The following is a 20,848-nucleotide window of genomic DNA, read 5'->3' as shown; positions in this document are numbered from 1 at the left end:
CCATTCTCACGTTTAATGAATAAATATAAGTAGACAAAATAATAATAACAATGCTATAATAAGGTATCACCAATAAGCAATACATATGATCCACCGTTCAATGTTTCAGCCAACAGGCCGGATACACCGGATGAGGTGAAAGGAGCCTTTTACATGACAACTCAAACTATTTCCGTATATCCTTCACTTTCTAACTTTTCTACTCTGTCAACCGCTGACCAAATTGATGTTCTTTCTGATACATTCGCCAACATCCTTTTTAGTGAATTTGACGGTGTTCCGTTTACTTCTCTTTCTGCAGAAGTTAAAGAAATGGCTTCGGCTCTTTTCGTTAATGAGTTGATCAATGCAGATATTACTATCTCTTCTGAGCTGTTTCAGGCTATTGAATCGGAGGGAATGTATACAAATATGCTTAACATTATCCGTAAGCACATGGCTGCAACTTTCACAACAGAACAAATTAACTCAGAACTCCAGATCGTTAAGCTTTCTGGTCAGAAATTCGCTGTCACTAAAAACAGCTACACTATGCCTTCAGGTTTCGCTCTGTATCATCCTGTATTTGGTTTCTTAGGCTTTGCTGATAGCATTGCACCTTATCAGCCAGGAGGCGGTAAAAAGTCCTTACAATCCATTTTAAGCGGTGGAGGATTTTGGACATTTGAAGGAATGAAATGGTGGAAGCCGATTCAAGTTAATGAATAAATATATTGATTATCATTATTCTATGTGGTAAAATGATTTTAGATAGTTAATCAACGTTAACCCTAAATCATTTACCACATAGGAGGCCGTTACAATGTCAACATTAACTCAAATCAATGCCACCGAAATCGAATACATTCTTAAAGATTTTCTTTCTGCTAACTCCATTCATAACATCTATCTGAAAGATACATATAACTGTGAACTAGGATCATTCCTCTATGATGATTTCATGTCTGAAATAGAAGTAAATATATCTAATGTTATCGAATATGCTCGTAAACATTCATTAGATCCCGTTCATGCTGCTAAAGCCATTCTATGCCATGAATTAGGCCACTATATCGACTTCACAACCTATAACGGTATCCAGCGTTCAAACAACGCAGAACGCGCTACAGGAGACCGTAAAGCACGCTTACAACGTAATCTGGAATTGTCAGCCTATAGACACGGCAAACAGTTTATAACTACTGATTTTGCTCATGCTTATGAGGTAGTTAACGAAATCAATCTGCAATGTTATACAGTGTAAATAAATATATTGAACAAAGAAGAATCCTTAACAGGGTTCTTTTTTATTTACCTATTTTCCTTTTAATAAGTAAATATATATTGAAATAAATATAATAGTATGTTAAAATGAATTATAAGTTAAATTAATCATTTCCATCTCAAAAGGAGCAGATACATATGATCATCAGTATTAATAAAGATAACATGACTGCAAAAGTTGAATTGCATCGCGCAGATGATAACGCTCCTCATATGTTGTCATGGTGGTCATTAAGCAAAGAAACTGCTGATTTTTATGCTAAACGCAATGATGCAAAGATTAATACTTTAGTTCTTGATCTGCCTATCCGCAGGATTGTTAATTCTAATATGGGTTATGAAATGGTAGAGTTAAAGAGTAACGCTCCCTATATATACGGCAATAACGGAAAATATAGTATAGGTTCGTTCGGCGTCGCTCTAGACGAAATGCACGAATGGTTCGAAACACCTGTTAATATGGTTCTTGCTTCAGATAGGGATTTAATTCCTGTAGGAAGTGAAGTAAATATAAATTTATGCTTGGGGCAAAACTTGGCTAAGGTTACGGCTTAGAATTATCATAAGATGATTTGATGAAATACTTGTTTTATGATGTTTTTAATGTATGAATATACATCGTCTGATGAATAATAGTCTATATTGAATGAATAATATACATAAAAATGTATAAATATAATATGGTTGATTTTACTTAGGGAGAGAACGCGAATTATCTCTTTTTCATTTAATAAATAAAAATAAGTTGACAGTAATTAATTATTCGATTATTATTATAGACAAGAAGAACAATACATAGCGGCTAGGCCGAGAGGAGTTTTTAAAATGACAAAACAAATCACAGTTCGCGGACTCAATACAGAAGAATATGCTGCAATCAAAAAAGCAGCAAAAGAAGAAATTCCTTTCACTGTATGTATTCGTATCTGCAAACGTAAATATGCAGAAGGTGCAATTGATATTCGTCCAAAAACTCCTCGCGGTTCTGCTGATCCTTTTTACAAATGGACAGAAGAAGAGTTTAAAATTGTCCTTGATTTTGTTATCCGTCATAAATTACTCTATGCTACAACTCTGATCACTGAAGTTAAAGCAGGAACACATCATGATCAATTTGGAATGCAATTTATGTTCTGGAAAGGTGGATTTACTTTTCTTCAATTTGTAGAAGGATACGAGCCTCCACAGGCTGTTGTAACTGAAGAGGTGACTGCTGTTGAGGTAATGACAGAAGAAGCCGAAATGACAGATACAGAAGTTTGTGAAGCGCCTGATGCTGTTTCTATTGCGCTTGATAATAAAAATACAAAAGTCGTGCACACGACAGAAATTCTGTCCAATAATGCCCGTCATTACGGCTTTATTCCTGATACAATTGATACATTAATTGAAAAAATGAATACTTATACTCTAGATCCTACTTTTGAAGAGTATGGTAACTTTGCAACAGATTTTAATCCTAAAATGTGGACAGATGAAAATAAAAAATATAAGGGCATGACCTGTTTCTTTGGAAACTTTCATTCACTATCTAACGTGTTTAGAATCTATACGAATGATCCTGAAGTTATAGACAGACTCACTCAGGCTATTAGATCAAATCAACTTACGGAAGCTTACAGAGCGGCTAGGGTTGAAATTGAAGAGCGTAAGAACGAGTGGAATAGGATTCATATAGATAATATGAATAAGAGAGTGTATAAGGCTATTTAATAAATAAATATATGTTGACAATACATTAATAAAGGTTTAATATATAGTTATGAAGTTAATACATATTATTCACGTGGAGGTTTTACAAATGACAAAAACAATGACAGCAACTACAGCAGCCGCAATTAAAAAAGAACTGAAAACAACTTTCCCAAATGTTAAATTTTCGGTTCGCAAATCTGCTGGCGGTGGTTCGATTAATGTCAAATGGGAAAACCTTCCGAGTGTTAACGCTGTTAATGCAATTGTAAAGAAATATGAAAACGTCTCATATGATCATCATTCTGGCGAAGTTTTGAGCGGAGGAAATACTTTTGTGTTTGCAACGGCTGAATATACACCAGAATTTAAAAAAGAAGTTGAAAGCAGAATGAACGAATTTGCATTAAACAATCATACTCATTATTATAGAGGATTTATCGAAGTAGTTAATCAAATGTGGGAAGAGAAAAATGCCGCAACAGCGGTTGAGGTTGATACTGTCGAAGAAATTCAAACAGAAGGATTCGAACCTGTGACAGCAACAGAAGAAGCGCAACAAAAAGTTGAACTTAGCGAAAATAACGAAGCAATAACGCAAAACTGTGAATTGCAGGTTTCGGTTACGCTTAACAACGAATTGAACGGTATTGAAGTACGTTTTGACCCTAAACCTGAGCCAGAAGTAATTGCACAGCTCAAGTCTAACGGTTTTCGCTGGTCTAAACGTGGATTCTGGTATGCCAAACAATCAGATAAAACTATTGCTTTCGCTAATTCTTTAGTATCCACTGACAGCCATCCAGAAGCCACACAAGAAGACGTAACGCCTTACACATATCCAGAAATCATTATTGATGACCTGGAACTATACACCGTTTCAGACGACCTACAAAGCCGTTTAAATTCGGCTAGTATGTTCGAGGTTAATTATCAAAAGGAATGCATTAGCACATTTCAATCAATCCAATCAGAAGCAGTAAAAATAATTGAGTCAACTAGTGTAGAATCAATTCAGTATCAAGTTAAAAAGTACCTGCAATCATTCAAGAAACGGTACTATGAGCAATATCTTAAAACACTTAGACACAAGGCTAACAATCCTAGTTGGATGGTGACGGGCAGAGGTGGCCTGAATGTTAACAAATATAATAAAATGCAGGACAGATATGGAAACATGATTTCTAAACTTTCTGAATTGTCGGAAGAATTCGAACGCAAATTAAACCAGTTTAATAATGCCATTCGCAAACAAGAACAAGAAGCAATTAAACGGACTGTGAGCGATTCTGTAAGCTCCGATAGTGCACCAGTACATTTTACTTCCGAGACGAAAGTTATGACCTTATTGGGGCTTACAAAGCGCCTCAGAACGTATAATGCAGGATACTATACTATTACAAAAATTTGGGGACGTTTTAGAATATTTGATAATAATGGCGAAGAAATTGATGCTAATTTAAAAGGAACAAGCACGTTAGAAGATGCTAAGAATTATGTAACATATCTCATACGTTCACAGGCTGTTAATCAAGCCGTTTGACATAAAGGAGGTTTTCCAATGATCCAAGCAATCAGCAAAATTCTCCCCATTCCCAACAAATCAAACTTTACCAAAACAATGCAGCATGAATCTAAACTAAAAAAGAAAATCAACAAACTAAATCAGACAGACGTCTACCCGTCATTTGCCGATCAACTAGAATTGGCTTGTAAATTCAACTAAATAATAAATATACAGAGGTGTTTATATAATGAAAACAAAAACAATCAAACTTATTAAGCGTGACGGATCGGTAATTTTGAAATGCGAAGGTGATAATTTGAAGGTATTAGAACTTGCTACTTGCTGCAAACATGATGTAATTTGTATTTATGGCGATGTTGTGGAAATTAAGGTTAGTGCTTGATGGAGTAAAGAGTAAATATAAAAAACATTGTAATGTATTTTGATATGTGTTATTATTGATTCATGAAGTAATACATATAGGAGGCAAAATTATTATGAATGATGTTAAATACAATAAAATTGCTAGAATTAATGTTTATGGTAAATCTGAAGAGGAGTATAACAATATTAGAGCAGAAATAACTAAAGATATTAAAGATAACAAAATTAAAATATACAATACCGATATGGGATGTTTTGGCGACTATAGAGGTTGGGGCAACTATTGTTTACCAAATATTCCGTATGAAAAAGCTTTAGAATATGCCGAAAAATTTGATCTGGCAATTGATTTAGAAAAAGACATTATTCAAAAAGAAGAATTGTTGAGTTTAGAAGTTGGTCAAAAGATACAGTATACTATTGATTCCTTCTTTGGTATGAATACCTATAAAGGTACTGTTTATGCAAAAAATGAAGACAGTATTACAGTAAGACTATACAGAAGCAAATCAAAAGGTCATACACTTAAGGTTGGGAATGTAGGGAAGATTGTTTCTGGATGGTGATTTAATAAAACACTTATTTCAAACGGTTTAAGGAATAAATATATGTTGTAAAACATTATAATGTGTGTTATACTTTAGATATCCTAATAAAGAGGTGATACATATGTATAGTGATAAAATTATTGAAATTCTAAATAAAGACGAAAGAGCGAAAAATCTTCTTGGGGCATTTGAAAGAGCAGCAAAAAATCAGGGTTTGACTGGTGAAGAATATAATCAGGCGAAAAACACAATAATGATGATGGCTATTAGCGGAAATGATGAAGCCATGAATATTATGGCTAAACAAGTTTATGAAGAGTTAACAGCCTAAAATAAAATATCATGAAGAGGTGATACATATGACGACTGCAATACTAACGCAAGTTAAGAAAGTAACTCCAATCGAAACTCTGATCAAGAGAGCGTCTAGGGCCGTTTCTGCTGCAACATGCGGAGATATCAAGTGTAATGAGTATACATCGGCAGAGCTTCGCAGAGTGTTCCTGGAGCTTGCTGAAGATGGAGCGTGGGCAGCGTATCAAGGTAACGGAATGTTTGAAGATGGTTACAATGAAATGCATATAGATGAAATGTCTGATAGATGGATTGCAAGAAAGTTGATTTATGAATTTGAATGCGAATAGGTTTAATGAGTAAATATATGTAGACAACAATAAATATATGTGCTATGATGTAAATATCAAATGAAGCGGAGATGATACATATGAATTTAGCAAAAATGACTCGTGAAGATCTTGAAGTGGCAATCATTGAAAATGATATTGTCGATGTAATGGAGCTTGATGACGATATCAGCACAGAAGAGCTTAGATCAATTGTCCAAAAGTGGGTAGAAGGAGGCGACGAATGCTCTGATTGCTAAGGTCGGAGCTAACGAAATGATAATTTCATTAAAATAAAAATACATATTAGGAGGAATAAAAATGTTTGAATTGTATTTGTTTGGAACTATGTTTTTACTGGTGTTGATTTCGACATTCAATAGAAAATTTAAAGTAAAACTGAATGGACGCGAAAGAAGAAATATTACTACCAGGTTTTTGGTTTCTTTCTTTGTTATTAATTTTATTGTTGGGTTCCCGTTATGGATTATCGGAAGAGTAGTAATTTCGTTTTTATGAATTAATGATGTGTTTGATGAAAACCATATTTCATTCGCCTTTTAATAAGTAAACATATTAATAGTTGACTTTATATTGTGACTGTTATATAATTAACTCATAAGGAAGATACATATTAGGAGGCGGTCAATATGGTGATCAAAGCAAAATTTGCAAGTATTTGCCCAGTTTGTTCCAAAGGTATTGAAGTTGGCTCAAATGTTGAGTGGAGCAAAGGTCAAAAGGCAACTCATGCAGGTTGCTCCAAGCCTCAGAAAAAAGCAACAAAATCGAGCACTCCGAGTTTGAGAGTGGATATCATGGAAAAAGGATTTCATATTACTGGATACAATATAACACCAGTGATGAATGGAAATATTACTGGATTTATTCAAAAAACTTTGATCAATGATGAAGCAAAATCTTTCTTACTTGAAAAGGGTTATGAGTTAGTAAAAATAGATTCAGTTAGATTTGAATGGTGCAACGTAGACAGAATAAAAAGCGACGCTGAAGCAGGAAAGATAAAGGCAAAAAGAGATAGTAAAGGTTTAATTCATGTATACAACTAAAGACTTCATAAAAACAAGATTTCATCAAATTTTAGATGAATATTTATACGATACTTAGTTTATAAGTGTCGTATTTTTCATGAGAATATACAAAAGAATGTATAAATATTCTCATAGTAACTTTAATAAATAAATATATACATAGCTTTAAATGTGTGATATGATGTATTCATAAGGTTAATACATAGGAGGCGGTAAGAATGGGAATTAAAAACGTATCAGCTAAAAAATACACAAAAGGAAAATATTACAGTCTGAAAGTTGGGTTTTCTGATGAATATAACATCTATGAGAAGGCATTATTCAGAGGCGAAACCCAAAACGGCGAACTGATCTTCTGGGATGGCGGAACAAGTGACGGACTTATTGTTTTGCTGCACTGCAATATACTCGAATCTACTTCTAACGAAATGGAGAATAAAAATGATGAACTTGATTGCTTTTTCTAATGATCTTTCATGTCTAGGGGGGTGGTTATGAAAAGAGTTTTTCATTCTATAAAGCAATTAAATTAAGAGGGGGTATAATAAATTAAGAAATTAAAAGTTGCTGAATTATTCGCTGGAATCGGTGCATGGAGCAAAGCGTTAGAGAAGTTAAACATCGATCATGAAGTTGTTGAGGCAATTGAGTTTGATGAAAAGACAATGCATAGTTACAATCTAATTCATAATTCTGATTTTAAAAGTAAAGATATTACATTAATTAATCCGAGTGAATTTCCAGATCATGACCTCCTTTTCTATTCTCCTCCATGCCAAGCTTTCTCAGTAGCGGGAAAACAAGAAGGTTTTGATGACTCTAAGGGAAGAGGAATGCTGTTCTTTGAGGCACTAAAAGTTATCCAAGCAAAGAAACCAAAATACGCAATCATGGAAAATGTGAAGGGGTTGACTCAAAAAAAGTTTCAGTTTGAATTTGAGACTATGCTCCAATTGCTCGAACAAGAAGGATACAATAATTATTGGAAAGTTTTAAATGCTGCTGATTATGGAATAGCTCATCATAGAGAAAGAGTATTTATCGTAAGCATAAGAAAAGACATAGAACAAAATTTTATGTTTCCTGGAAAAGAGAATGAATTCACATCGCTATCCGATTTGCTTGAGCCTCATGTAGATGAGAAGTATTATTTATCTGAAGTTGCTTGTCTAAGATTGAACACAATTGATAAAAGAGCAAAGGATAAAGGTTTGGGCTTTAAGAATATATTCGTAAACATACATATTAACGACAATGGAGAATTTTATGAGCAAGAAAGTCAATTGTTTTTAAATTTGGACGCTAACTTTTTTAAAGGCCCAGATGGGAAGAGAACAATGATTAACGTTATACCAGATTCTATTTCTCAATCTGAGTATTCTGGTTTGAGGATGCCAACGCCTCTTGAATGTTTAAGATTAATGGGTTTTGAGGATAAAGATTATTTTAAGTTAAAATTAAATAACATTTCAAATAGCCAAATATATAAAATGTCAGGAAATAGTATTGTCGTTAATGTGGTTGAGAAGATTTTAAAACAATTAATCCCACAATACATAAAAAGCAGTGAAGCTTTATCCATACATAATTAAAAATGGAGGAATACAGAATGAACAAAATTGAAGAAAATATCGCTGAAATCGCATTATATGTTGGTAGCATGATGTCAAACGGTGATATTGATAAACAAGAATTAGATATCTCATCAACAGAAATGTGCGAAGAAATTGTAAAATGGGGTAGCGAATTCGAAGTGAATTATGGAGATACCGATCTATTTCAAGAAGAAGGTGTTATAGATGGCTTGGGAAATGTCTTTGGTTATTTAGACGCAATAGATAAATTTACAGATATCAAGGTAAAAGAAGTGGGATGGGTTAAATAAGCATTTAATAAAACCCGTCTTTCACGTAAACTTAGGTGCTTAGTGAGTTGATCGCTGAGCACTTTTCCTTTATAGACAAGAAGATAAGTTAAATATAGAGTGTGGAGGCCGTAAAGATGAAGCTTAGATTATTAGAAAGAAATTATTGGTCAGATTATGATTGCTGGATAGGTAGAAAGTCAGGATTTAGGATTGAAATATCTACTCCATACAGAGTCAGTCACAATGATTTAGGAAAGTTCTCATACATAGTCAAAGAATCAAACAAGATCATAAAGTCATCTGTAATGGATGACAAGTTGTTTAGTACGTTAGATGAATGTAAAGAATTCTTAGAAGATTGGATTAAAAAAGCAAAATGACGTTTAATGAGTAAATATATGTTTGACAATTATATGTGGATAGTGTATTATTATAGATAAGAAGAGGAATACAATACATAGTGCGGAGGCGGTACAATATGAAAATCAATTTAAAAGACTTTATTGAGATCGATGAACTAAAATATCCAAACCTGAGCAAAGCAGAAATTAAGAAACAAGTACAGGGGATATTCAATGGATATATGCAAGCACTGGAAGATGAAGCAAATAACCTTTTAGCTGATCAAAATGCTGAGGCTAAATAATTCCGAATGAAATGTCAATTTTATGGTGAGTCAATAATCATGTTGACATTTCACGATACAGTGACATATAATAAATATATAAATAAATATATCTAGAGGTGAAAACATTTGAATGTAAAAGACAGCGAGTTAAACCTTGACGATGAAAGAATATTGTCTGCTGCTGAAGCTTGTGATAAGTGGGGAATTGAAAACTCTACACTAAGAAAAGCTATAGACAGATTCCCAAAAGGAACGATACGCAAATTTGGTAAGCAGTGGGTTGTTACTAAGTACGGAATGGATAAAGTGTTCGGAAATAAAAATGACTGATGGAGGTTTTATAAATGAAAAGAGTCAGCCCGTTCAATACAAATATTAATCAAATGGTCAGCATGATTGATAAAGGCACAATTGTTTTTGACAATCCGTATCAGCGGCCCAGCGGTCAATGGAAAAACGTTGATGAATCACTACTTATACATTCCGTTTTTGCCTTCTTTATTCCAGGAGCAACAGCCATCAAAGAGAAAAGAATAATCAATGAAAAGGAGGTGAATGTATATAGCATCGCTGACGGAAAGCAACGTATGACAACACTGTACAAATTTAAAAAGGATCAACTTAAATTAGCTAATATTCCTCCCTTTGTCTCTGACATTGATGGGGAAGAATATGATATTTCAGGAATGAAGTATTCTGAGTTACCAGAAGCCGCGAAAAACGAATTTGACTCATATGTGTTAAATATCTATCCGGTTGAATTAGAAGAAGGAGATGACAAAGATGAAATTTCACGCGAGTTAATTTTAAGGCTAAATAATGGTGTGAAAATGAGTGCATCTCACCTTGCTTTAGTTGCAGCTAAACCAGAAACAAATGCATTTGTAAAAGACAAAATTGACAATCATAAATTATTTACAACTACAGCTCACTTTGCTGAAGGTAGCACTATCAAGTCGGAACCTCAAATGTCTGTTCTTCAATCACTTGCACTTGTCGGGAATTATGAATGCAGTTCTTTTGGTACAGCGGATATAAAAACGCTTTTCATTAATCAAACTGTAAGTGATAAGGTATTTGCGGAAGCAATTAGGGCGTTTGACATGATTAGTGAAGCACTGCCCGAATACACAAAATTTGTGACAAAAGTATTCATCCCTGTAGCGGTGAAATTAATTGTAAATAACGATTTCAATGATAATTTATCTGATTTTTTGAAATACTATGTTGTTAATAATTCCAAAAATGATCAATACAGAAAACACGGAACCGGAGGCACAACTAAAAAAGATAGTGTTATGGGGCGCGTTAATGGTCTGCAAAAGATTTATGAAGAATGGTTGCAAAAACAGTAAGATTATTATAATTGAGCATTCTATTCTCTGTACTGGAATGCTTAATTATTAAATAATAAATATAAAAAGGAGAATGATTAATATAAAGCATTTAGACCAAAAGAAAAATAGAGTCGGTGAATTATCAAGCAACAAATATGGTAGTGTTATGAAAATAACTAAATATAATAGTGCTATAGATGTTGAAGTGGAATTTGAAAATGGGTATATGGCAAAATGTTATTATTATGATTTTAAAAATGGAGGAGTGTTTAATCCATTAGATATAACAAGCTATGGCGTTGGATACTTTGGAATTGGAGAATATAACTCATCTCACCATGCATACTACGTATGGAAAGGTATGTTTAAAAGATGTTATGATGAAAAATATTTACAAAAGTATGAAACCTATAGGGGTTGCTCTGTGTGTGAAGAATGGTATGATTATCAGAATTTTGCGAAGTGGTATTACGAAAACTACTATGAAATCGACACCATTGCCACAGAACTTGACAAAGATATACTACAAAAAGGAAATAAAATATACTCTCCAGACACATGTGTTTTTACTCCAAAAGAAATAAATTATTTGTTCGTTAAGAGAAATAAAAGTCGAGGAAAATATCCTATTGGAGTATATTTACATACTGATAAAGATAAGTATGTTGCTGGATTCCACAGTAATGGCAGATCAGTTTATTTAGGACGATATGAGACAGTAGAAGAAGCTTTTATGGTCTATAAATACCATAAAGAAAAAGTCATAAAAGAAACCGCTGATAAGTATAAAGATAAAATACCGAATAATTTATATGAAGCAATGTATAAATACATAGTAGAAATAAACGATTAAATACATATGCAATTATTCTTAAAGAAAGGGGTGATTCCCATTGATCAAAAATCACACCTGCACTTACTGCAACAAGCCCGTTACACAAGCAGCATACAATTACTGTCTGTCTAATGGGCTTCCTGTGGCTTGCTACAAGTGTCAGTATGTTAAAGGAATAAGTAAATATAGTATACATCAGAGAATGCGGCATAAAGTCAAGGAGGAGGCTGTGACGATGAATATAGATAATGAGGAGGAATAAGAATGAATATGATAAAGGTGAGAGTAAAAGATTTTTGGGTTGATAATTGGACGTTGATTGCTGCTATTGTGGTATGGGGATTTTGGATTGTAAAAGTTGTTGGTTGATTGTATTAAAAAATAAATATATATTGTACAATATTATTAAGTATGTTACGATTACATCAAGAAATACATAAGAAGTCTTCGTAAAACAGTTAATTTATTAAAAAGAGGAGTGAACTGAGTGAAAAAATTAGATAAATACTCAAATGCGCAATTGATAATCATCGCTAAAATACTAGGAGGAATAGAGTCATCACTAACAGAGCTTTCGTTCATTAGCTTTTATAGAGATTATCAGATTAAGTACTATTCTAAAAACTTCAACAGAATAAATTTTGACTTTATGTGTAAAAACGATGAAATGGATGTTCGAAAATTAATAATAAGTTACATTTTAAGTATAGAGAGAAACATCTCAGAAGATTTATGTGATGTCATACTGGAGTATAAAAATAAAACTATTCCAACTAAATATGATGAAAGATATTTTGATGGATTTATAATGTATTATGTTTATTTTAAACACTTCGGTATCGAAACAATAAGAATAATTGCAAGAGATAGAATGCAGGACGAATGTAAAAATCATAAATTTAGAGATACTTTATTCAGACAGTTATCAAATTGCTTTTTCAAATCTTTGTGCAAAGTGGAAAATAGACATTTACTAAGAGAACAAAAGGAAAAAGAGAATATAGAGGAATTCAGAAAAGAACTTGAAAACATAAGACGTAAATCAGAGTATAATAACGGTATTTATAAAATATTAAACCGCATTAACCAAAAATGTTATATAGGTAAGTCCACATATATCGAATCTAGATGGCAAATACATAAATATCAACTTAGAGCAAATAAACATCACTGCAAAGAACTACAAAAAGAATGGAATACTTTTGGAGAAGAATCATTTCTATTCGAAAGAGTCGTGGAAGTACCTAAATCAGAGTCTTTAGAAGAAAAGGAATATGAAGTATGGAGTTATTATAAAAGCAAAGAATTATTATTGAATTTACATCCGCCCATGAGTGAATTTTCAGCGTTAAAATTAGAAGCTGAAAGACTAAAAACTGAATTAAAAAAATATAAACTTTTGGAGATGAATAATGTATGAAGAAAGTAGTATTTGCCGCCTCAATAAAAGATTCAAAGGGGAACAATGTATTGTTAAATAATTTGTCAAGCATTCGAGCAGCCGCAAAAGAACAAGCATTGAACTTTTGTGCTAAAAACAATTATGAATTTATAGAATTATTTCCTTGTTTACAATAAGTAAGTAATAGAACCATATGAAAGTCTGATTTCATTTCATTTAAAAAGGAGAACAATAAAAATGAAAATTACTGAATTATTACTAAAAGAAAAAGGTTACAATGCTTACAGCGCAGCTTTCAGAATTGATAATCCTGCATATGTACAATCCTGGCAAAAAGTATTTTATGACAGAGGAAATAAATATTATATTGATATTGATCAATTTGATTTTACTAAAGTCCCACAATATAAAATTCCCTATGATAAAGCATTTGGTGCTCATGCTCAATTCATCACAGAAGAAGATGAAACATTTAATATTGAATATTTTATTAATAAAGATACTGATCTGATTGACGTTGAATTATTTTTTAGAAAAGTGTTCGATGTAATGGATTGTAAATCAGAATAGTTATATTTTGTAAGGAGTTGATACCTAATGCAAACCATCATCCGTTATCGCGATGATAAAGGCAACCTCATCATGAGTATGCGCGAAGAAAAGTTAAAAACTTTGTCTGATGTAATCAAAGACATTGAATATGCTTTAATCATTGTTAACGTTGCCTTCATTGCGGTTGTTACTGCTGTAGCAATATTTTTATAAACAAAATAGAATACATAGACTATACACATCTAGATAATGATTAGATGTGTATTTGTTTTCGATAAAACTAAAAAGGAGTTATTGTCTATTGTCATCTAATGACCGTTATCTAATTGAGGCAGAGATTATGTCTCATCAGTTTGAAACTGGCCTTATATCGTCTTTTGCGGTGGCTAACACAGTATATAAACGATGGCAGAGCTATCCAAGAGTACAAAATGTTAAGCTGATGAAGTGTACCAATCAGGGACGAACAAATATAGAAATTTGAGTTTAATAAATAAATATATATTGACTATAATAAATTAATGTGGTAAGATAACTACAGATAAGAAACATACATACAGAGGGTGAAACGCAGTAATGTATCAAGTTAAAATCATTGAAAAGATTTGTGGCAAGTTGGCGGTGAATGTGTACAGTTTTGAAAAAGAAGGAGATATGGAATTATTCATTGAAATGTGTAAGGATGATAAAGGGATTATATTATTGCACAGAGTTAAGGCTGCGTAAAAGTTGATGAAATTATGTTTTTAAAAGGAGAGTGTTCTATGAAATATCACATTGAATGCTATGTTGTCGATGATTTGGGACGAGCATTCACTAATGCAATTCTTGAGAAGGAAAGTGAACTTAACAGAGAGGACTTTGTTAAGGATACAAGATTGGCGCTTTCTAAAGAATTCAATGTAAAACCGTCTCAAATATATGTTGAAGAACTTACGGTTAAACGACTTAAAAAGGAAGTGGAATTATGAAACCTGAAAAAATGATTGGTAAAAAAGTATCAATCGTCAACAAAGAATCTTCATACGTGGGACATTGGGGATTTATTAAAATATGGGACGGAAGATGGTTTCATATCGGTGGAGGTTCTATATCAAGCGAACATGGTGAGATTACACCAGTATTTGAAAGAGACGAATTTAAAATTATGAGCAAATGAATGATTTAAAAGGAGATGAAGAGATGAAGGTATGTTTGGATGTTGAAAATAAGGAAATGGATCTCAATGTAGGAGATGTATTCGTAACCAAGAAAGGCAATCCTCATATGGTTATCTATAATAATTTCAATGCTAAGAGGTTTCAAGTCATTAAACTCAGTGGTCATAGGCAGTCATTTGTAATCAAATGTTTTGCTACGTTAAAGGATGTTGTTGAAAACTATGATATAGCAGAAGTGATTAAATCAAGCAATGTAGTCTTAAATAGACGATAAAAGAAGAGAAATTTTATCATGAATTTAAACAAATAAAAAATCCTATAATTAAGGAGTTGAAATAACATATGTCAACTTTATTAAATGAAAAGAAACCTTTTTTAGATTTTAAAACACTTGAAATAGACGATCACGCAGTTAGAAGAGTAGAAGAACGATTTAAACGAAAAGGGAGAAACGAAGCGTTAAATTACTGCAAGTGTCTACTGGGTCAATCGAGATACATAGGAGAAACTACATGTGAGAGAGGAAATAGGGCACATATGTTTGTTGCACCAAATAAAGTAGCAATTTATCTAACTCTTGATTATCACGAAATAAAGACGATTATGAAGGTAAACGACAAACCATTTTTGATTTATGATAATGATAAAGACGTAAATGCGGAAGAAAACGATAAGACCGAAAACACTTCAACCGAGTTGTTTAGTTCGGATAACCCACTTCAAGAAAAACTAATCAAATTATATCAAGTTGAGTTTAGAAAAATTGGACGAGTAGAAACAAAAGTATCCAGAGAAGTTAATGAAGAAAAATTGAAATTAGATATTGAAATATCGGAGTTAAAATATAGATTATACAAAAGCAGATCAGCAAAAGTAAAAAATCAATGTGAAAAAAGAATTGAAGAGGTTCAGTCTGTCATCATTAAAAACAATTTAAGGCTAAAGAAAGTCGAGGACGACAAACGAAAAATAGCCAAAGCGCTGGCCTCAATGCTAAGTATATAGATTTAAAAAAATAAATATAAAAGGATGATACACAAATGAAAAAATGGGACTTTATTGTTAATAATCAAGTTGTCGAAACTATTGAACAGCAACAAAGCAAAGAATCATTTTACTGGATTGTATTGGATAAAGTATATTCTCTCACACAGCGTTATGGGTCTTCTGTGGCTGTTTGTAATCGTTCGGGAAAGGAGTACAGCTATGTATAGGAATGGACGAGTCAAAGGCGGGAAATGCGTTGTAGTGACTGTAGAAGGGGTAGAAATTGAATTACTTGATGCTGCTAAAAAATACAATCAAAATCATAAGTAAGTGATAAGGCGAACAGAATAAAGTGTTCGCCATTTTCTTTTAATGAATAAAAATATGTTGATTGACTGTATTTTTAGTGGTAAAATAAAGTAGTAAGAAGGATACAATACATATAAAGGAGAATGTAATTGAATACAGATAATGCTAAAATTAGATCAATGATTGCGGTGCAGATTAGAGACCTGGAAGCGCTGAGGGATTCTGCCGTTGCTCAATCATCACCACAACGTTTGATGATGGTTGAAGCTGAGATTAAGGGATTGCAAGTTAGAATGGAAAGGTACACTTGAGATAAATATCTGTAACTGAGAAAATTAATTAAGTGTGCAGTAGACGTAAACTGTGAAGGAGGGGCAAAATGCTTGCTAAACACAGTATTGTTTGCAAGGTGAATAATCCCAAAAATGTTGTGGTGTGTACCAGCGAACGATTTTTAAAAGGCCCAACAGGTAGAGTTGTATCACGAAAAACCTTGCTAAATCAAGTAGAGAAGCATTGTGTTGCATATAGGGATGGGGATTGCAAAGATTGTGAATCGGAAAGGGAAATACCGTGTATCGAAGCGTGGAAATTGACTGTCGGTAAAGGGATAAAGCTCTACTAAGTTGTTGTGCAGTACGAAGATTAAGCGTATGAAAGACATCTTTTATCAGAAATTGAAGGAGAGATTGTTGAAATGAAAGATACTATTCTCAAAGCATTTTCAAACGTAAACAAAACAAAGTATGAAGTGGAAAACGCAAATAAGAAATTTGAAGAGGCGCAAGACGTACTTAGAGAAGCCAAAGTGAGTGAATGTATTGATAACATTATAAATGTCATAAAAGATGAAGGTAAGATTACTGATCGCGATTTGAGGTTGTTCATTGGCTCTCTTGGATTAGACATTAAACAGATATACTTTAAATGAATTGCAAGTTTTAAGCAGAGAGGGAGTGTTAGATTTGAGGAAAATAATCAGGAATTTCATTAATGGAGATTCTAAAGCGCTCAAAGATTTAGATATTAAAGATTCAATTAAATATGTTTACACTATTATTGATGAAAACAAATACACATTCAATCCAAAAACGGGAAAACAGGTGGACATAGATTCGGACGATGCTTATTTGGGTCATTTAGACAATGTTTTTCTTGAAGATTATTATCATGATTGGCGCGTAGATGAAGGAGTATTCAAATTTTACGGACATTCTGGAAAGAAAGGACAAAAACACGATCTACTTATTGTATATAAATAAAATGTAGATTTGATTAAGTGCAAATAGGAGGTGTAAGTATTGGACATGGAGAAATTAGCCTTTATCATCAGACTGGGAAACATCTGCGTATCAATTACCTCATTGTTGCTGATCATAATTTACCCCTTCACACCTCTAAGTTCTGACATTACGCCAATATTCATAGCAATAACAGGCATTAGCTGGTATGTTATGCTATTTCACAATCCACTATTTAAAGACTTGTGGCACAATTTCAAGAACCGTAAGTAGATTGCATGAAATACGAATTTTATCAAGAAATAGATATGAAAAAACCCTTGTAAATCAAGGGTTTTTATTTTGTCTTTTTATAAATTCGGTAAAATTGATCCGTGTTGGTGTTTAATAGTAAAAATATATGGTTAATAAAGAGTACAAAAGACATTTATCACAATAGACGCTGTATTCCCGGTAGGTATGTAATACTTTTAATATCTCAGAAAATGTCAATACCAAAATTCACTATTTCCCTAATTTATGTAAGAAAATTTTGCGCCTCATAAATGTTCTTGACAAACCAAAAAAACAAAGAATTTAGAACGAATGTTCGCTTGTTAAAACAACTATCACTAGGTATAATAAATATATAAATAGTTAATAATAAGAGTACATAGTGATAGAAAAGATATAGTAAGGCCAAAAAATATAGGAGCGTGGTACATATGAGCATGGTAATGGAAAAAACGGATATTAATAAAAATATTAACATCACAACAACACAGTATGAAGTTTGGTTGGCAGACTTACAAGCAGATGGATCGGTGCAAGGAGGAAGAAGACCAGTAGTGATTTTATCCAATAACCTTCAGAATAAATTTTCGCCTACAGTAATGGTAGCACCAACAACCGGAAGTAAAACAAAAAGACCTTTACCAACACACGTTGATTTAATTGCTGAAGAAATTGGGTTTGTAAAAGATAGTGTTCTACTTTGCGAACAAACAACATCAATTAATAAGCGAAGACTAATCAAAAAGCTGATTGATCTTCCTACTAGTTATCAAAGTAAAATTGCCGAAGCGATTAGAGTAGCATTTGCTGAAATAAGTGTTTATTAATAAATATGAAAAAGAAGAGGATTCTATCCCTCTTCTTTTTTAAAATCATCTTTGTGATATACAAATAAATCAACAATATCCACATCTAAAATATCACATATAGACACAATATTACTAAGAGGTATTTGTTTAGCCGTATTGTTACACATTTCATTAATTGTTCCAGGTCTAATTTTAGTACGTCTTGACAAATCTCTTCTGGTTAATCCTTTAGAATCTAATATGTATTGTAATTTGATTTCGACCCATGACATTACGCAGCCTCCTGAAAATGAGTATTGACTATAAAATGATAATCTAGTATATTTAGGGTGAGACGATTATCGTCTCAAATTTAAAGCATAGAAAAATCTCTCCATATTAAACTGAGAGATGCCTAAATAAGATCATAACAAAGTTAAAGTGCAAAACATAGGAAAAATATTACAACGAGGTGCAGTCACAATTGACAAAGAGATATTGCTTGCAGAAATTGATTAGTCGAGATACTAAGACTAAACTTGAAATATGGAAAAGCACCAATTTAAAAAGCGATGATGTTGAAGTATTTAATAATTTCAATACTTCATCTTATAGAATTTATGATACAATATTGAGAAAAGTAATACCATTTAAAAAAATGTAATTATCTTTTAATAAATGAATATAAAAAGGAGTTTGTTACTATGGAAGATGAAATTGAAGTTGTTGCAAGGCTTGTGCAAATGGAAACAGGTAAAGATTATTTCGATAGATATTTTAGGCCAGCACCAGTACATACTTATGTCTTTGAGACTTTTGATAAACAATTCTTTATATGGCAACTAGACCATAAATATTCGCTTGAATTAGTTGAAGATCATGTATATCATCTCAAAGCCCACAGAGGAAGAAGATTACTCGGTGGGAGAGGCGTTGCAATAAAAGATGTTAAGATTTTAGGGGAGATGAATGTAGATACTAAATAATACGATTAAACATTTAAATTAAGGCGGATTGTAATAATACATATGGTTATAAACAACACTATTGTTGTCAATCATATATATTATTATAATCCGCCTTTTTCGTTGGTTGAAAAAGGTTGCAAAATAATTAATGAATGGTAAATTAGTCTGTGGAGGTGATTTTCTGAAGACTAATGACGATAAATTGCACATCATGACATATACGATGTCTAGTGGCATTAAAAATACCATACCTCTACACTGCGATCAAATTAACACATGGATAGAATGCTATAAGAAAAACGAAATGTTTGTCGTAAATGTTGGGAAAGAGGTATTCGGATTAAATCCAAGTTTAATTGCAGACTTTAGAGTACATAATGAATTCTCAGAACAGCGCAACGTTATAAGTACTATAGATCAAGCAAATTTCAAATTGCAAAACGCTTATGAAGACATACAGGTTTTAGTCAAGGTTGATTGTAAGTGTGGTACAGTATATACAGCAGAAACAAATAAAAGAAAAGTGTGGTATTGCAGCAAATGCAAAGCAGATATTTATTTGAATGACGAACTAATGGTTGAGACAAATAAAGGAAAAGCTTATCTTATGTCGAATAAATTAGATAATCATAAAGAAACTTAGGAAGGAGTTTATAGGTGATTGATAATAAACTAAAGACTAAACTGAAGCAATTAGAAGAAGAATATGGTTATGTAAATGTAGAACTATATGATTCAAAACGTGGGACAGAGTACCCATCCAGCACAACAATTAAAAAGATGTATGGTTTATCTTTGTTAGACATATTAAAAGATCAAAAGATAAAAAGTAAAGATGAATACCTAATAATAAAAAATAGACCAGTATCAATAAGCAACATGAAATTATTATATTTAGAACATGGAGAAATATCTAAATCATTATATAGTGAAGCAAAATTACTACCTAGCAGTGAATATATAACTAAACATTATGGATGGGAAAACATCGCAAAAGAAGCAAATGTAAAATTAGCAAATGCACAATATAATTCAAAAGAAGATGTAATAAAGGAATTGAAAATTATCATTAAAGAGCTAGGATACATCCCAACAAGTAAAGAGTATGAATCGCTTAGATTAAAACCATCGCAAGAAACCCTAAGAAAGTACGGATTTACCTTTTCAGAAGCAATGAGAAAGTCAGGTTATAGAACGTATAATAAGAGCGTTACCATAAAAGACAAAGTGTGTAGTAATAAAGATTGTTATAGACAATTCACTCCAACCGAAGATGAGATATATTGTGAACCATGTTTTAAAGAATTGAGATCTAGATTAATTAAAGAAATAGAAGGTATGAGTCCGCAACGTTTAAAGGAAATATGTCAAAGACTAATATACGCAGGAAATAAACAAAATACAATTCTTGACATTTTTAACAATATGTAAA

Annotated in this window: 39 protein-coding genes; 38 read left to right on the top strand and 1 reads right to left on the bottom strand. The window is 32.4% G+C overall.

Annotated features, from left to right (window positions below):
* Positions 1–153: 153 nt before the first annotated feature.
* From JRJ22_RS19800 to JRJ22_RS19630, 35 genes are all read left to right on the top strand, one after another.
* Complete coding sequence (locus JRJ22_RS19800) at positions 154–708, top strand: hypothetical protein (RefSeq protein ID WP_206101142.1); 555 nt, start codon at positions 154–156, stop codon at positions 706–708.
* A gap of 94 nt (positions 709–802) precedes the next feature.
* Positions 803–1,243 carry a hypothetical protein gene (locus JRJ22_RS19795; protein WP_206101141.1) on the top strand — a complete coding sequence of 147 codons (441 nt, stop codon included), beginning with the start codon at positions 803–805 and terminating at the stop codon, positions 1,241–1,243.
* 158 nt (positions 1,244–1,401) lie between these two features.
* The gene (locus JRJ22_RS19790; RefSeq protein WP_206101140.1) at positions 1,402–1,818 is read left to right on the top strand and encodes a hypothetical protein; all 417 of its coding nucleotides are present in this window, start codon (positions 1,402–1,404) and stop codon (positions 1,816–1,818) included.
* 270 nt (positions 1,819–2,088) lie between these two features.
* Positions 2,089–2,976, top strand: a complete 888-nt coding sequence (locus JRJ22_RS19785) for a hypothetical protein (RefSeq protein ID WP_206101139.1) — start codon at positions 2,089–2,091, stop codon at positions 2,974–2,976.
* 88 nt (positions 2,977–3,064) lie between these two features.
* Positions 3,065–4,498 (top strand): LPD29 domain-containing protein, encoded by a 1,434-nt coding sequence (locus JRJ22_RS19780; RefSeq protein WP_206101138.1) that lies wholly within the window; start codon positions 3,065–3,067, stop codon positions 4,496–4,498.
* Between the two features lie 18 nt (positions 4,499–4,516).
* The gene (locus tag JRJ22_RS19775; RefSeq protein ID WP_206101137.1) at positions 4,517–4,681 is read left to right on the top strand and encodes a hypothetical protein; all 165 of its coding nucleotides are present in this window, start codon (positions 4,517–4,519) and stop codon (positions 4,679–4,681) included.
* Positions 4,682–4,709: 28 nt separating this feature from the next.
* Complete coding sequence (locus JRJ22_RS19770; protein ID WP_206101136.1) at positions 4,710–4,865, top strand: hypothetical protein; 156 nt, start codon at positions 4,710–4,712, stop codon at positions 4,863–4,865.
* 94 nt (positions 4,866–4,959) lie between these two features.
* Positions 4,960–5,412 carry a hypothetical protein gene (locus JRJ22_RS19765; RefSeq protein WP_206101135.1) on the top strand — a complete coding sequence of 151 codons (453 nt, stop codon included), beginning with the start codon at positions 4,960–4,962 and terminating at the stop codon, positions 5,410–5,412.
* A gap of 103 nt (positions 5,413–5,515) precedes the next feature.
* A complete protein-coding gene (locus JRJ22_RS19760) occupies positions 5,516–5,725 on the top strand; it encodes a hypothetical protein (RefSeq protein ID WP_206101134.1) in 210 nt (69 codons plus the stop codon).
* Positions 5,726–5,753: 28 nt separating this feature from the next.
* Positions 5,754–6,038 carry a hypothetical protein gene (locus JRJ22_RS19755; RefSeq protein ID WP_206101133.1) on the top strand — a complete coding sequence of 95 codons (285 nt, stop codon included), beginning with the start codon at positions 5,754–5,756 and terminating at the stop codon, positions 6,036–6,038.
* 80 nt (positions 6,039–6,118) lie between these two features.
* A complete protein-coding gene (locus tag JRJ22_RS19750; RefSeq protein ID WP_206101132.1) occupies positions 6,119–6,277 on the top strand; it encodes a hypothetical protein in 159 nt (52 codons plus the stop codon).
* A 390-nt stretch (positions 6,278–6,667) separates the two neighbouring features.
* The gene (locus JRJ22_RS19745; protein ID WP_206101131.1) at positions 6,668–7,087 is read left to right on the top strand and encodes a hypothetical protein; all 420 of its coding nucleotides are present in this window, start codon (positions 6,668–6,670) and stop codon (positions 7,085–7,087) included.
* Positions 7,088–7,287: 200 nt separating this feature from the next.
* Positions 7,288–7,536: a hypothetical protein gene (locus tag JRJ22_RS19740; protein ID WP_206101130.1), complete on the top strand. Its 249-nt coding sequence runs from the start codon at positions 7,288–7,290 to the stop codon at positions 7,534–7,536.
* 81 nt (positions 7,537–7,617) lie between these two features.
* Complete coding sequence (locus JRJ22_RS19735) at positions 7,618–8,661, top strand: DNA cytosine methyltransferase (protein ID WP_206105212.1); 1,044 nt, start codon at positions 7,618–7,620, stop codon at positions 8,659–8,661.
* 17 nt (positions 8,662–8,678) lie between these two features.
* Positions 8,679–8,954 carry a hypothetical protein gene (locus tag JRJ22_RS19730; RefSeq protein WP_206101129.1) on the top strand — a complete coding sequence of 92 codons (276 nt, stop codon included), beginning with the start codon at positions 8,679–8,681 and terminating at the stop codon, positions 8,952–8,954.
* 116 nt (positions 8,955–9,070) lie between these two features.
* Positions 9,071–9,316 (top strand): hypothetical protein, encoded by a 246-nt coding sequence (locus JRJ22_RS19725; RefSeq protein WP_206101128.1) that lies wholly within the window; start codon positions 9,071–9,073, stop codon positions 9,314–9,316.
* Positions 9,317–9,414: 98 nt separating this feature from the next.
* Entirely contained in the window at positions 9,415–9,582 is a 168-nt protein-coding gene (locus JRJ22_RS19720; RefSeq protein ID WP_206101127.1) for a hypothetical protein, read from the top strand.
* A gap of 108 nt (positions 9,583–9,690) precedes the next feature.
* A complete protein-coding gene (locus JRJ22_RS19715; RefSeq protein WP_206101126.1) occupies positions 9,691–9,894 on the top strand; it encodes a helix-turn-helix domain-containing protein in 204 nt (67 codons plus the stop codon).
* Between the two features lie 14 nt (positions 9,895–9,908).
* The gene (locus JRJ22_RS19710; protein WP_206101125.1) at positions 9,909–10,919 is read left to right on the top strand and encodes a DUF262 domain-containing protein; all 1,011 of its coding nucleotides are present in this window, start codon (positions 9,909–9,911) and stop codon (positions 10,917–10,919) included.
* Positions 10,920–10,992: 73 nt separating this feature from the next.
* Positions 10,993–11,754 carry an AP2 domain-containing protein gene (locus JRJ22_RS19705; RefSeq protein WP_206101124.1) on the top strand — a complete coding sequence of 254 codons (762 nt, stop codon included), beginning with the start codon at positions 10,993–10,995 and terminating at the stop codon, positions 11,752–11,754.
* A gap of 469 nt (positions 11,755–12,223) precedes the next feature.
* Complete coding sequence (locus JRJ22_RS29310; protein WP_232380897.1) at positions 12,224–13,156, top strand: GIY-YIG nuclease family protein; 933 nt, start codon at positions 12,224–12,226, stop codon at positions 13,154–13,156.
* Positions 13,153–13,314 (top strand): hypothetical protein, encoded by a 162-nt coding sequence (locus tag JRJ22_RS19695; RefSeq protein WP_206101123.1) that lies wholly within the window; start codon positions 13,153–13,155, stop codon positions 13,312–13,314. The genes JRJ22_RS29310 and JRJ22_RS19695 overlap by 4 nt, the downstream gene beginning before the upstream one ends.
* A 61-nt stretch (positions 13,315–13,375) precedes the next feature.
* Entirely contained in the window at positions 13,376–13,708 is a 333-nt protein-coding gene (locus JRJ22_RS19690) for a hypothetical protein (protein WP_206101122.1), read from the top strand.
* 27 nt (positions 13,709–13,735) lie between these two features.
* Complete coding sequence (locus tag JRJ22_RS19685) at positions 13,736–13,903, top strand: hypothetical protein (protein WP_206101121.1); 168 nt, start codon at positions 13,736–13,738, stop codon at positions 13,901–13,903.
* 363 nt (positions 13,904–14,266) lie between these two features.
* Positions 14,267–14,416 carry a hypothetical protein gene (locus JRJ22_RS19680; RefSeq protein WP_206101120.1) on the top strand — a complete coding sequence of 50 codons (150 nt, stop codon included), beginning with the start codon at positions 14,267–14,269 and terminating at the stop codon, positions 14,414–14,416.
* A gap of 38 nt (positions 14,417–14,454) precedes the next feature.
* Positions 14,455–14,661 carry a hypothetical protein gene (locus tag JRJ22_RS19675; RefSeq protein WP_206101119.1) on the top strand — a complete coding sequence of 69 codons (207 nt, stop codon included), beginning with the start codon at positions 14,455–14,457 and terminating at the stop codon, positions 14,659–14,661.
* Positions 14,658–14,849 (top strand): hypothetical protein, encoded by a 192-nt coding sequence (locus JRJ22_RS19670; protein WP_206101118.1) that lies wholly within the window; start codon positions 14,658–14,660, stop codon positions 14,847–14,849. The genes JRJ22_RS19675 and JRJ22_RS19670 overlap by 4 nt, the downstream gene beginning before the upstream one ends.
* The gene (locus tag JRJ22_RS19665; protein WP_206101117.1) at positions 14,846–15,124 is read left to right on the top strand and encodes a hypothetical protein; all 279 of its coding nucleotides are present in this window, start codon (positions 14,846–14,848) and stop codon (positions 15,122–15,124) included. Before JRJ22_RS19670 ends, JRJ22_RS19665 begins: the two co-directional genes overlap by 4 nt.
* Positions 15,125–15,192: 68 nt before the next feature.
* Positions 15,193–15,855, top strand: a complete 663-nt coding sequence (locus JRJ22_RS19660; protein WP_206101116.1) for a hypothetical protein — start codon at positions 15,193–15,195, stop codon at positions 15,853–15,855.
* Positions 15,856–15,890: 35 nt separating this feature from the next.
* A complete protein-coding gene (locus JRJ22_RS19655) occupies positions 15,891–16,064 on the top strand; it encodes a hypothetical protein (protein ID WP_206101115.1) in 174 nt (57 codons plus the stop codon).
* Between the two features lie 231 nt (positions 16,065–16,295).
* A complete protein-coding gene (locus tag JRJ22_RS19650; protein ID WP_206101114.1) occupies positions 16,296–16,457 on the top strand; it encodes a hypothetical protein in 162 nt (53 codons plus the stop codon).
* Between the two features lie 68 nt (positions 16,458–16,525).
* Complete coding sequence (locus tag JRJ22_RS19645) at positions 16,526–16,771, top strand: hypothetical protein (RefSeq protein WP_206101113.1); 246 nt, start codon at positions 16,526–16,528, stop codon at positions 16,769–16,771.
* Positions 16,772–16,843: 72 nt separating this feature from the next.
* Positions 16,844–17,077: a hypothetical protein gene (locus JRJ22_RS19640; protein WP_206101112.1), complete on the top strand. Its 234-nt coding sequence runs from the start codon at positions 16,844–16,846 to the stop codon at positions 17,075–17,077.
* Between the two features lie 34 nt (positions 17,078–17,111).
* Complete coding sequence (locus JRJ22_RS19635; RefSeq protein ID WP_206101111.1) at positions 17,112–17,408, top strand: hypothetical protein; 297 nt, start codon at positions 17,112–17,114, stop codon at positions 17,406–17,408.
* Positions 17,409–18,091: 683 nt separating this feature from the next.
* The gene (locus JRJ22_RS19630) at positions 18,092–18,487 is read left to right on the top strand and encodes a type II toxin-antitoxin system PemK/MazF family toxin (protein WP_206101110.1); all 396 of its coding nucleotides are present in this window, start codon (positions 18,092–18,094) and stop codon (positions 18,485–18,487) included.
* A gap of 23 nt (positions 18,488–18,510) precedes the next feature.
* Here JRJ22_RS19630 and JRJ22_RS19625 read toward each other — a convergent pair whose 3' ends face one another.
* Entirely contained in the window at positions 18,511–18,741 is a 231-nt protein-coding gene (locus JRJ22_RS19625) for a helix-turn-helix domain-containing protein (RefSeq protein WP_206101109.1), read from the bottom strand.
* Between the two features lie 411 nt (positions 18,742–19,152).
* On the opposite strand from JRJ22_RS19625, the gene JRJ22_RS19620 reads away from it, so the two are divergent.
* From JRJ22_RS19620 to JRJ22_RS19610, 3 genes are all read left to right on the top strand, one after another.
* On the top strand, positions 19,153–19,434 hold the full coding sequence (locus tag JRJ22_RS19620) for a hypothetical protein (RefSeq protein ID WP_206101108.1): 282 nt from the start codon (positions 19,153–19,155) through the stop codon (positions 19,432–19,434).
* A 205-nt stretch (positions 19,435–19,639) separates the two neighbouring features.
* Positions 19,640–20,059 (top strand): hypothetical protein, encoded by a 420-nt coding sequence (locus tag JRJ22_RS19615; RefSeq protein ID WP_232380896.1) that lies wholly within the window; start codon positions 19,640–19,642, stop codon positions 20,057–20,059.
* A 14-nt stretch (positions 20,060–20,073) separates the two neighbouring features.
* A complete protein-coding gene (locus JRJ22_RS19610) occupies positions 20,074–20,847 on the top strand; it encodes a hypothetical protein (protein WP_206101106.1) in 774 nt (257 codons plus the stop codon).
* Position 20,848: the final 1 nt, after the last annotated feature.

It is taken from the genome of Paenibacillus tianjinensis (genome assembly GCF_017086365.1).
GTDB classification, from domain to species: Bacteria; Bacillota; Bacilli; order Paenibacillales; family Paenibacillaceae; genus Paenibacillus_AQ; species Paenibacillus_AQ tianjinensis.
This window is presented reverse-complemented; position numbering and strand designations above follow the sequence as displayed.